The sequence below is a fragment of the Bacillus sp. SD075 genome (genome assembly GCF_017355165.1).
Classification (GTDB): domain Bacteria; phylum Bacillota; class Bacilli; order Bacillales; family DSM-1321; genus Peribacillus.
On the sequence record NZ_JADILK010000008.1, the window covers coordinates 133,681 to 145,370 of the forward strand.

The window sequence follows — 11,690 nt, forward strand, 5'->3', positions numbered from 1 at the left end:
ATCATTGTAAAATTAGGTGTAATATATGACGAAATATAAACTGCAGGATTCGAAAAATAGCGATAAATGTCTGATGTTCGTTATTTAAAAGGAGAAGAAAAAGATGTCTACCACTAGGCGTGTTTATAAAATTAAAAAAACAAAGAAAAAAAGGCGAAAGAGACTTTGGTTATTGCTTGTTCCCCTGCTGGTACTCGGTCTGGGGGCTTCTACGTATGCTGCAACCCTGTATATGAAAGCCCAGAATGTATTCAATGATTCGTATGACCCGGTCGAGGCTTCAGCCAAGCGGAGTGAAAAGGTCGATCCGCTCGAAGATAATTTCTCCATACTTTTCATAGGAATCGATGATAGTAAGGAACGTAACTTTAAAGGGAACTCACGCTCGGATGCTTTAATTCTGGCTACATTCAATAAAGATCAGAAATCCATAAAACTATTAAGCATTCCCCGTGATTCATATGTGTACGTGCCTGCCAAAGGCGTAACCACGAAAATCAATGCGGCCCATGCAGCCGGCGGACCAAAAGCGACGATGGACACCGTTGAGGAACTACTCGATATCCCTGTCGATTATTATGTCCGCATGAACTTTAATGCCTTCATCGATGTCGTGGATTCGTTGGACGGAATCGAAGTTGACGTACCTTATGAATTGAACGAAATGGATTCAAATGACAAGAAAAATGCCATCCACCTTGAAGAAGGATTACAGACGGTTGATGGTGAAGAAGCATTAGCCTTTGCACGGACACGTAAAAAGGACAGTGATATCCAACGTGGTGAGCGTCAACAGGAAGTCCTTAAAGCCATCATCGCCAAAGCAACCTCTGCTGGATCACTGACGAAATATACAGACGTAATGGAAGCTGTCGGTGACAATATGACAACGAACCTTCAATTCTCGCAAATTAGAGGTTTCATAAAATATGTAACTACCGATAAAGGCCTCAATCTTGAAACCATCAAACTGGAAGGCCAGGATTCTACCATTAGCGGAACCTATTATTATCAGCTGAACGAAACATCATTAGCGAACAATAAGCTGTTGCTTCAATCCCACTTGAACTTGGGGCCAGATAAGGGCAATCAAACTGAAGCAGTTCAATCACAAATACAAGAATAAAGTGAAACCCCCACTCGTCATGAGTGGGGGTTTCACTTTATTGATGCACGGCCCCATATAGTTTTCTTATATGAAATCATATGCTGCGAAGATTGCATTTATATGATCAAGCCCCGCCAGTTAGCAGCAAAAAAGCCACCAACCGTTTAAAGAAACGGTTAGTGGCTTTCCATATATCCACTAGAAAAATTAGCTATTCTAGTAATCTATTTCCAAAACGATCATGGCTTGTTTTTAAAGTTGAGCATCTTGAGCAACGGCTGGTAGTTTGAATTGACCAAGCCAATTTTCTCTACAAAAATCTCGATGATCAGCAGGAGTCCCGTTACAAGGATCAAAGCTCCCCACATCGTTGCAAATGAAAAGATTATGGCCGCTAGGCCAAAGCAAGCAGCTAAAGCGTAAATGAGCAAGACAGTCTGCTTATGAGTGAATCCCAAGTTTATCAAACAGTGATGTAAATGGGACTTATCAGCAGCCGAGATCGGCTGTTTATTGACGACCCTGCGGATAATCGCGAAAAATGTATCCGAAATGGGAACACCCAAAATGATGATCGGTACGATCAATGAAATCATCGTAACGTTTTTAAACCCTAGCAGGGACAGAACGGCAATGATGTAACCTAGGAATAATGCGCCTGTATCTCCCATGAAGATCTTTGCCGGATGGAAGTTATATTTCAAAAAGCCAAGAGTGCTTCCAATCACGATCAATGCGACCATGGCAACAAATAGGTCCCCTTTAATAAGGGCCATTGTGGCAATTGTCACTAATGCGATCGTTGAGACACCGCCTGCAAGACCATCCAGTCCATCTATTAAGTTAATTGCATTAATGATGCTGACAATCCATAAAATGGTGATCGGTATACTTAAAACACCAAATTCAAGTGTATCGGTAAAGAACGGCAAATTGATGAATTCCACTTCAAGACCGCCCCATAATACGATAATGAGGGCAGCCAAAACCTGGCCGAGGAATTTGGGTGCAGCCCTCAATTCAAAAACATCATCAGCCATCCCGATCAAAATGATGACAAGGGCTCCCACCAGAAGGGGCAATTGCTCCCGAAAATCATTCATGAAAAGTAAGAAGGTAATGAAAAAACTCAAAAATATAGCTAAACCGCCCATGCGCGGCATAATTTTACTATGCACTTTTCGCTCATTCGGTTTATCGGTAGCTCCTAACTTAAAGGCCAGCTTTCCGACAAAAGGAGTCAAAAAAATGGATAATAAAAAGGCTACCAACAAGGCCCCTATTAACATCAAGAACCACCTCAATTCAACTAAAAATCTAATACCCGTAACGATCTATAAGAAAACCTATATATAAATGCTTATTTTAATTTTTCATCCTCAAATAAACATTATATACGTTATTGGCTAAAATCTCTATAGAAAAGTTGTTTTTTGCAAATTTTTGTAAATCCGACCCTATCTTTGTCAGGCCCCCGGATTTTTTTAATTCTAAAGCATGGCAGATGGACAATTTCAGCTGTTCGACATTGCCGATATCCGTAATCCAGCCCTTGCTCCGATCGGGAATCAATTCCTGTACACCGCCGACATCACTTGTGATTGCCGGAAGCCCCGATCTTGCTCCTTCAAGTAAAACCAGTGGAAAGCTTTCGCTTAAGGAAGTCAATAGTGTGATGTCCCCCAACGGGTAGATTCGATCTAAATCTTCACGATACCCTAAAAAGTGCACGTGATCGGATAATCCCTTTTCCGAGACTATCTCTTCCAGAGCGGATCTCCTGCTCCCGTCCCCTGCAAGCAACAGCTTTACATGGGGGAATTCCGTTACCACTTCACTTAATGCCTCTAAAGCAAATTCATGACCTTTCACCGGTTCAAGCCTTGCAGGCATGATGACGATGAAATCGTCTTTCCCAAACCCGAAATCTTCTCTTTGAAAAGGGAAAGGCAATTCCTTTTCAAAGTCAATTCCGTTTAGGATCTTTGTTACTTTGGACGAATGTATTCCTTGGTCAATCAAGTCCTGCTTAAAGCGGTCGGAAACTGCCAGTATATGATCCGCATATCGAAATGACCTTACATGAAGGCCCGTAAACAATCTTCCTTTTACACCCTGCCCCAAAAAGTCATGATGAGGGGAACTGTGAACAGTAAGAAGCCAAGGGCATTTAACGAGGCGCTTTATGAAGGCACCATAAATATTCGCCCGCGGACCATGTGTATGGATGATGTCTATATTATTTAGACGGATAAAGTCCCTTAAAGGTTTCAAAATGGACAGGTCATATTTGGAGTGTTGTTTGAAAAGTTCGGTTTGTATCCCGGAGGACAAAGCCCGCCGGTAAAGTTCACCATCTTCAAATAAACCAAGCAAACACTCCTCTTTATTCAATTGGTTCAGTAAGGACATAATATGAAACATACCGCCGCCAGTTTCATTACCAGCGTTTAAATGCAAGATCCTCATCCAGTCCACTCCTTATGTTCAGGAACGCTGCACCGTTTTCCTTAACCGCCTAACCTTTAATACGAATCTTGGCAGAGCAAGCATCCGTTTCCACCGTGAAGGTTGCTGGATCAGTCGGTACAACCATTCAAGACGCATCTTTTGCCAGAAAACTGGGGCGCGGTTCACCTTTCCCGCAAGGACATCGAAGCTTCCCCCAACTCCCATGAATAACCCCTTATTGAATAACGCATAGTGCTTGGAGACCCATTTTTCCTGCCTAGGGAACCCTAATGCAGTCAATATGATGTCAGGTTCAAGTTCCGCTATCGTCTTAGGCAGGGTTTCATCCTTGATATCAATGTAACCATGGTTGTATCCCACCAACTCGAGACCCGGGTATAATTCTTTTACTTTCAGGGCCGCTGCTTCAATCACGTTTTCCTCCGCTCCAAGCAGGTATACCTTCAGCGCTTTTTCATCAGCGACCCGAAATAATTCATTCATCAAGTCGAATCCTGTAATCCGCTCTTGTAAAGGTTGATTTAGCCATTTAGAGGCCATAATAATACCAACGCCATCCGGAGTGATGTAATCAGCAGATATAATGATGTCTTTATAATCCTGATGTTCATTTGCATACTCAACTATTTCCGGATTTGCCGTAACGATAAACGTTTTTTCTTGATTCATCAATCTTGGATTGATCATTCCATTCATGAATTCATCCATATTGGTATCAATGAATGGTATGGATAGTATCTCAACAAACTTTTCTGTCATTTCACTTCAGCCTTTCATATGTACTATACATCTAAAGGGTGGGGTATTATTCAAGAAATTTTTTCATACACATCATAGAACGTGATTTTTGATTCAAAGGTGGTTAATCAATTGAAATTTATAGAAAGACAATCGTTACCCATTCTATTTCTGTGCCTGCTCGTACCATTGGCAGCGCCTCACCCTATCGCCGGTTACACGGCAACGGCGTTGATGCTTTCTTTTATCGGTATAAATAAAAAAAACCTGTTATTCATTCTATTCATTTATTTCCCTGCCCGTCCCTTATTGATGGAACTGAATAGCGGCTTGACCTATACGGGTGACCTGATCATCCTCACCCTATTCATTTCTTTACTCATTGAAAGATTCAAAAAGGGCGAATGGCAATTTTCAAAATATCATTTTACTGCGCCCTTTTGGTTGTTTTGTTTAATTGGTGCCGGGTCTGCACTTATAAACGGAGTGGGAATCCTCCCCATCCTATTTGAACTCCGTGCATTGCTTATTACATTCTTGCTTCTTTACATTATCGGTGAATTAAATCTAGAAAGAAAGGATATCTTTCGCTTTTTGAAGGTAATCCTAATATTCACAATCTTGCTTTGCCTGCATGGCCTAGTGGAGAAAATCTTTTCACGTACGATCTTGCTTCCCCATGAATGGGAAATGTGGAACCTTTCTCCAACAAACCGGATAAGGATTTATGGAGCACCTGCCAATCCTAATGTATTCGCCTTATTCTTAAGCATCCAGTTATTCCTGAGTTTCTTTCTATTTCAGTCGCTGAAAAAAAATAAATGGATCGTCTTTCTGGCAGCCATCCTGCTTTCCGGAACGTTACTGCTTACCTATTCACGGGGCACGATGATTGCATTCGGGTTCGCGGCGCTTGTCTTTATCATATGGACTAGAAATAAACCATTCCTCAAATATGCTGTTGGGGCATTTTGTCTCGGCCTGCTTCTTATTTATTACCCAGTATTATTTGCATCCAGTAAAGTGGAGGTTTCCGCATCGATTCCCATGGAAAATGTGGTAATTGGCAGCACCCCCTCATCTGAAAACGAATATGCACTCTCCAATCGTTTTTCAGAAATGTTCTCTGATAAGACTCTGCACCAGAGTACAGAATGGGGCCGGTTATATGTCCTAATAAAGGGAGTGGAAATTTTCAAAGATCACCCGATAATCGGTACGGGGCTAGCGACCTTCGGAGATTCAGCCACACTTTCCTTTTCTTCACCAATTTATCAGGAATACCAAATTGGTGAAAGGATGTATACCGATAATCAATATATCCAGATTCTGGTTCAAACGGGCATACTGGGCTTTCTTGCGGTTCTTGCATTCATCTGTTTTTCCTGCCGTAAAATCCTTAAATCGGGAAATCGCACTTTGGCAGCGTTTACCCTCTGCCTGATGTTCGCCGCATTATTAGCAGGACTTTTCTACAATGTTCTCGAAGATAAAACGTTTACGCTGATATTTTATAGTTGTTTGGGATTTTGTTTACAGAAGGACATCATTTTAAAGGATTGAAAATATGCCTACTCTTTCACATGTCATTAAATCGGTCGGGCTCGTCACTATTATTGCAGCCATTGGAAAAGTCCTCGGATTCGGGCGGGAATCGATCATAGCCGCCTATTTCGGGGCATCATCCATGGCAGATGTTTTTTTCGTGGCAAGCCTCATACCAACCATTCTTTTTACGGCTCTCGGCAGCGGTCTTCAGGCCGGCGTTATTCCTATTTACTTGGAAAAGAAGACGGATAACCCGTTGAAAGCTGATGAATTCATCAGTGTTTTAGGTTCATTTTTTATGCTGGTAGCCGCAGTCATGACCATTGCCTGCATGATTTTCATAAAACCGCTCGTCATGTTGACAGCCCCTGGTTTCTCTGATGCAGAGCTTGCCTTGACGGAGTCACTGACCCGGATCATGCTGCCCAGTTTACTATTTTTCACGCTTTCTTACATGGCGACGGGGGTCCTGAATGCGAATAAGCGTTTTATTCTGCCGGCACTCACTTCGACTGCACAAAACACGGTCATTATAGCAGCCACCATATTGTTCGCTGCTCCGTTTGGGATTGAAGGGTTGGCATGGGGGTTCGTGTTCGGTGCTGCAAGCCAGTTCCTTATCCAATACCCGTCATTGAAGAAATACGGAATCCGGCCCATCATCTCTTTCCTGCCTCATAAACGGCAGATCGTGCAAACTCTGTATACCTTTTATCCAATCATTATCGCCGCTTTGGCGATCCAGTTGAATAGTGTCGTCGATCGGATTATTGCGACCTCGCTTGAAACCGGAAGCGTATCGGCACTGAACTATGCGAATCGCCTGCTCTGGCTGCCATTAAGCATTGTCCTCACGCCGCTGATTACCGTATTGTACCCTTCAATCGTCGAGCGTGCGCTTATAGGTTATCAAACTTTCCTTAATTTGACCTTAAAGGGGCTGAAATCGCTATTATTTTTAGCGATTCCATTCATGGTCGTCATGTTAATCAGCGGAAACAGCTTAATCACTCTGGCCTTCCAGCGCGGGGCTTTCGACGCTTCAGCAACCGAAATGACGTATAGGGCGTTCATCTTTTATTCAGCTTGCCTCCCGTTCTTTGCACTGAGGGATTATCTGATGAACGCCTTCTACGCCTTGAAGAAAACGAAAGTGGCGATGTATTCCTGCCTGATTGCCGTAATGCTTAACGTCCTGCTTAGCTTGGTCCTATCACGTTTTCTCGGCGTAGGTGGAATCGCTTTAGCATCGGGCATTTCCATGCTGCTGCAATCTCTCTACCTTTTCGTCTATCTATGGCTGAAGACAGCAAGGGCGGACAAGGCCGCTTTCAGGGATGTTTTTCAGGAAAGCAGCAAGCTTGTCATCATCGGAACCATCATTTACGGACTCGCTATCTGGATCCATCCGCTTACACTAAAGTTGCCCATCATCATGGAATTAGTGATCATCTCGCTGCTGGTATTCGGATTATATCTCGCTTTATCCATCCTTTTTAAAGTAAGCGGCCTGCAAGCGATGAAAAGGATCAAATCTTCAAAGTAATACATTAGAAGAAGGAGTGCCATTATGGAAATTCTAATCACAACGATTTTCAACTACCCTCATGAAGGAGGGCTATCGAGCCATATCACTACGTTAAAAAAGGGTTTAATGTCGCGGGGCCATACTGTTGACATCTTATCTTTCTCTCAATTACCACCTTTCAAGAGGAAGATGCTCGCCCAGGCGCCAGGATTCCTATTAAATAAGGTAAAAAAGGGGAGCGGCCAGCTTTTCAATGACCGGCAACGCCAAAAATTATTGGCTTCATCTATTAAAGCCTTGAAAAAGAACTATGATGTCATTAATGCTCAAGACATTTTCGCAACGCTTGCCTCCATCGAATCCGGGATACCAACGGTGCAAACCGTCCATGGGTATTATTCATTCGAGGCAGTCAGCAGGGGCGCCCTTCTTCCGGATAGTGAAGAAGATTTGATCATTCGCGGGCTGGAAAGAAAGGCTTATCAGTCAGCTGCAAAAGTCGTGACGGTCGATCAAAGGATCAAAGACTATATAAATCATTGGGCGCATATAGAGGCGGATACGATCAAGAACTTCATTGACGTGTCTGCTTTCAAACCGGAAATGGCAAAGCGGGAGCAAACTCGCCGGGTCTTTCAAATCCCCCTACATAAAAAGATGCTTTTCGTTCCGAGAAGAATGACGGAAAAGAACGGTGTCATCTACCCGCTCCTTGCTCTGCCGGAGGTGCTGGAAAACCATCCTGAAACGGTATTGGTCTATGCAGGTACAGGAGAACAGCGAAGCCGGCTTGAAGACACCGCAGCTAGGCTCAAAATATCCGATTCCGTGCATTTTCTTGGTTCAGTGCCGTTCGAGGAAATGCATAACCTCTATGAAGCATCGGACATCGTACTCATCCCAAGCGTTCATTCCCACGGGGTGGAAGAAGCTACTTCCATTTCTGCATTAGAAGCGATGAGTTGCCGCTCACCCGTCATTGCAAGCGCGATTGGGGGTTTAAAGGAGATTCTCATTGATGGAGAAGATGGTCTGTTAGTAGAGGAAAAAAATAAAGAAGCACTTGCACAAGCCATCTCCATTCTGCTTAATGACACTAAATATGCAACAAAGTTAGCTGCGAAAGCAAGATATAAAATGGAAAGTGAATACTCCCATCTTACTGCTGCCGAGCGCTTTGAGAAAGCTTATGATGAAGTGCTAAACTAAAAAAAGCAGACCCGAAACCCGGGTCTGCACAGTATAGACAAAAAGAGTTCCATCTAAATTTTAATACATAGTTGATTGGAACGGAAGGTACGGGACTCCTGCGGGAAAAGCGTGGCCAGGGGAGACCCCGTAGGCGAAAAGGCGCCGAGAAGGCTCCCGGACCGCCCGCGGAAAGCGAGTGCCTGGAGTGGAAATCAACGTTCTAATTGTACAAACCCCTAAAAAAAAGCAGACCCGAGGCCCGGGTCTGCTTTTGATATCATACCAGTGCGGAACTACGCCTTTTCATTTGTTCTTCACGGTATTTTTTCTGTTCTTGTTTAGACATGGCGTTATATTCTTTTAAGAATGCTTCATATTTCGGCATTACTTCGTTCATGGCACCATATGCCTTTAATTCTCCATATTCAAGCCATAAAGCCTTTTGGCAAAACTTCTTCATCTGACCGACTGAATGGCTGACAAAGAACATCGTTTTGCCCTTCGTCTTAAATTCGTTCATCTTCTCTAAACATTTTTCAGCAAAGTTTTTATCCCCGACAGATAAGGCTTCATCAATAATCAGGATATCTGGATCGATATGCACGGAAATGGAAAAACCAAGCCTGGATTTCATGCCGCTTGAGTAAGATTTCACCGGTTGGTCAATGAACTTGCCAAGTTCTGAAAACTCAATGATCTCAGGCTCAAGTTCTTTGATCCGATTTTTATCGAATCCAAGCATCAGCATTTTCAGCTCGATGTTTTCTCTACCCGTCAACTGATTATTCAGACCCGATGAAACGGCAATCAAAGCCGTCTTCCCGTTTGTTTGGACATTTCCGTCCGTAGGCGGGATTATGCCTGCAATAATATTGGACAATGTGGATTTACCTGATCCGTTGACACCGACAAATCCTATTACATCGCCCTTTTCTGCTTCAAAACTTACATTCCTCAGAGCAAAATACTCTTCCCCATAGCTTTTGGGCAAAAGGAGATCCAATAATTTTTCCGAGTTTTTATTATATAATTTATATTTTTTCGTTACATCTTTGACTATTACCGATTTTTCCAACTTTTCTCACTTCCAGTTTACTTAAAGTCAACAAAGCGATCTCTAAACCTGACATGCAGCGAGGAACCTATCAAAAACAAGATGATAATGACTGCCCAGAAATAAAGGGTATACTCCCAATGCTCTATCAGATACCATGATTCCCCCAACAATGAAGCTCGATACCCCTCCACGATATAATATAGTGGATTCAGCTTCATGATATTGACTATGATAGGATGCTCCTTAGCATCCATTACCCAAAGGATTGGTGTTAAATAAAACAAGACTTTCATTAAGGACAAGATTATATTATGAACGTCACGAATAATGGTTGATAATGTTGAAGAGATTAAGCCAAATGAAAATAACAGCGCAACCGTCGCGGCAACATAATATGGCAGCTGTATGATATAAACTGTTGGGAGATATCCAGTAAAACCTAATAGGATGATGATGACTCCCAGCAGCATGAGATGCTGATACAACTTAGCAAAGATGACATACGAAGGAATGACACTCATCGGAAAACTCATCTTGGATACCATATTCAGTCGGGAATAGATGGATTTGGACGTTTGGGTTATTGAAGGATTCACAAAAAACCAGACAACGATCCCTGCCATCAGCCATGGAAGGAAATCTTCACCGCGGTTTAAGATTATAAATCCGAACACAAACCAATAAATGGCAATCTGTATCATCGGATTGATGATTTCCCATAGGATGCCCAGGTAGTTATTGCTGTTGGCACTTTTCATCTCATAAACAGATAAACGCCTTACCAAATAAAAATTATTGATTTGTTCTTTTAAAACGGTCAAAGCTGAACTCATAAATTACACGGACCTTCCTAAAAACACTTTTTCTACGACACGGCGTGAAGCCTGGCCATCCTCGAGTGCACAAAACCGCGCGTGAAAATGATTGATATCATTGGTATTTTCATATTTCATCGTCTTGATACTATCAATGACCGCATCAGATGTTTTAACTAACAAACCAGGTGCATTCTTTTCAAAATCAAAGTAAAACCCGCGAAGCTTATCCCTGTAATTTTCAATGTCATATACATAGAAAAGCATCGGACGCTGTAAATTTGCGTAATCAAAGAATACGGATGAATAATCAGTTATTAATAAATCTGAAATAAGATACAAATGACTAATATCTTCGTAACTGGATAAATCGTAGGCGAATCCTTGATACGCCGATAAATCCAAGTTCTCAGAAACCAAATAATGCAGACGGAGCAAAATGATATACTCCTCCCCCAATTCCTGTTTCATTCGATCCAGATCCAGTTTTATTTCAAACTTATATTTTCCCTTGCTATAAAACTCATCGTCTCTCCAAGTCGGGGCATATAAAACGATCCTTTTCTCTATTGGTATACCCAACTTCTGTTTCAATGAGTCGATTGTATCACGATTATTCCCATTGTAAAGTATATCATTGCGGGGATAACCGGTTTCGAGAATTTTAGAAGGAGCAACATTGAAGGCACGGGCAAAAATTTCACTTGAATAAGCGTTCGGTGAAATTAAATAGTCCCATTTACTTGATTCGGCATGGAAATTTTCCTTATATTTATCCGTCGTTGTTCCAGGCATATGAACTTCATTCATATCCGCCGCAAGTTTCTTTAATGGAGTACCATGCCACGTTTGCAAATAGATCGTGTGCTTCGGCTTCGGAATCCAAAGCGGGAGCCTGCTGTTCGTTACCCAATAATGGGCTCTTGTCATTTTGAGCAGCCAACTAAATGAAAAACGATTGAGATAAGGGATGCCTGCCTCCTCGAAATGCGCTGTATACCTTTTATCTACGCTCCAATACATTTTATATTCAGGATGGTTACTCTGCAAGTATTCATAAATCGCACGGGGATTGCAGCTATACTGCTTACCCAAAAAGCTCTCAAAAATAACAAGCTTCCGGTCCACTGGCAATACTGTGCCCGCCAATGCAAAAGCCATTTTATATCCTCTTAAAAAAATTGCTTTAGCCTTATCTTTAACAAGCGATAGAAAGGAAGGTCTCTTTGAGGT

General features: G+C 42.3%; 9 protein-coding genes and 1 pseudogene. 4 read left to right on the forward strand and 6 right to left on the reverse strand.

What is annotated here, in order from left to right; genetic code table 11:
* The first annotated feature begins 103 nt into the window (after positions 1–103).
* Positions 104–1,126, forward strand: coding sequence for an LCP family protein (locus tag IOC57_RS08845; RefSeq protein ID WP_207438371.1), 1,023 nt, complete (start codon positions 104–106; stop codon positions 1,124–1,126).
* A gap of 221 nt (positions 1,127–1,347) precedes the next feature.
* Here the strand turns inward: IOC57_RS08845 and IOC57_RS08850 are convergent, their stop codons facing one another.
* From IOC57_RS08850 to IOC57_RS08860, 3 genes are all read right to left on the reverse strand, one after another.
* Positions 1,348–2,397: a glycosyltransferase family 4 protein gene (locus IOC57_RS08850; RefSeq protein ID WP_207438372.1), complete on the reverse strand. Its 1,050-nt coding sequence runs from the start codon at positions 2,395–2,397 to the stop codon at positions 1,348–1,350.
* Between the two features lie 76 nt (positions 2,398–2,473).
* The gene (locus IOC57_RS08855) at positions 2,474–3,577 is read right to left on the reverse strand and encodes a glycosyltransferase family 4 protein (RefSeq protein ID WP_207438373.1); all 1,104 of its coding nucleotides are present in this window, start codon (positions 3,575–3,577) and stop codon (positions 2,474–2,476) included.
* Between the two features lie 18 nt (positions 3,578–3,595).
* Positions 3,596–4,339: a WecB/TagA/CpsF family glycosyltransferase gene (locus IOC57_RS08860; RefSeq protein WP_207438374.1), complete on the reverse strand. Its 744-nt coding sequence runs from the start codon at positions 4,337–4,339 to the stop codon at positions 3,596–3,598.
* A gap of 111 nt (positions 4,340–4,450) precedes the next feature.
* Between IOC57_RS08860 and IOC57_RS08865 the strand changes: the two genes are divergently transcribed.
* From IOC57_RS08865 to IOC57_RS08875, 3 genes are read left to right on the forward strand one after another with little or no spacing between them, the layout of a single operon-like run.
* Complete coding sequence (locus IOC57_RS08865) at positions 4,451–5,881, forward strand: O-antigen ligase family protein (protein ID WP_207438375.1); 1,431 nt, start codon at positions 4,451–4,453, stop codon at positions 5,879–5,881.
* A gap of 4 nt (positions 5,882–5,885) precedes the next feature.
* Positions 5,886–7,412, forward strand: coding sequence for a murein biosynthesis integral membrane protein MurJ (murJ, locus tag IOC57_RS08870; protein WP_207438376.1), 1,527 nt, complete (start codon positions 5,886–5,888; stop codon positions 7,410–7,412).
* A 24-nt stretch (positions 7,413–7,436) separates the two neighbouring features.
* Positions 7,437–8,603 carry a glycosyltransferase family 4 protein gene (locus IOC57_RS08875; protein ID WP_207438377.1) on the forward strand — a complete coding sequence of 389 codons (1,167 nt, stop codon included), beginning with the start codon at positions 7,437–7,439 and terminating at the stop codon, positions 8,601–8,603.
* Between the two features lie 259 nt (positions 8,604–8,862).
* On the opposite strand, the gene tagH is transcribed toward IOC57_RS08875, so the two are convergent.
* The 3 genes and pseudogenes from tagH to IOC57_RS08890 form a co-directional block, all read right to left on the reverse strand.
* Positions 8,863–9,660 (reverse strand): teichoic acids export ABC transporter ATP-binding subunit TagH, encoded by a 798-nt coding sequence (gene tagH / locus IOC57_RS08880; RefSeq protein ID WP_207438378.1) that lies wholly within the window; start codon positions 9,658–9,660, stop codon positions 8,863–8,865.
* Between the two features lie 17 nt (positions 9,661–9,677).
* The gene (locus IOC57_RS08885) at positions 9,678–10,475 is read right to left on the reverse strand and encodes an ABC transporter permease (protein ID WP_207438379.1); all 798 of its coding nucleotides are present in this window, start codon (positions 10,473–10,475) and stop codon (positions 9,678–9,680) included.
* Between the two features lie 3 nt (positions 10,476–10,478).
* A pseudogene (locus tag IOC57_RS08890) lies at positions 10,479–11,684 on the reverse strand (CDP-glycerol glycerophosphotransferase family protein); the annotation flags it as partial.
* Between the last annotated feature and the right edge of the window lie 6 nt (positions 11,685–11,690).

Bases quoted from the DNA above. Each gene is read 5' to 3' on its own strand.
- IOC57_RS08855 (WP_207438373.1), bottom strand. From the start codon at position 3,577: ATGAGGATCTTGCATTTAAACGCTGGTAATGAAACTGGCGGCGGTATG.
- IOC57_RS08845 (WP_207438371.1), top strand. From the start codon at position 104: ATGTCTACCACTAGGCGTGTTTATAAAATTAAAAAAACAAAGAAAAAA.
- IOC57_RS08885 (WP_207438379.1), bottom strand. From the start codon at position 10,475: ATGAGTTCAGCTTTGACCGTTTTAAAAGAACAAATCAATAATTTTTAT.
- IOC57_RS08875 (WP_207438377.1), top strand. From the start codon at position 7,437: ATGGAAATTCTAATCACAACGATTTTCAACTACCCTCATGAAGGAGGG.
- IOC57_RS08860 (WP_207438374.1), bottom strand. From the start codon at position 4,339: ATGACAGAAAAGTTTGTTGAGATACTATCCATACCATTCATTGATACC.
- murJ (WP_207438376.1), top strand. From the start codon at position 5,886: ATGCCTACTCTTTCACATGTCATTAAATCGGTCGGGCTCGTCACTATT.
- IOC57_RS08850 (WP_207438372.1), bottom strand. From the start codon at position 2,397: ATGTTAATAGGGGCCTTGTTGGTAGCCTTTTTATTATCCATTTTTTTG.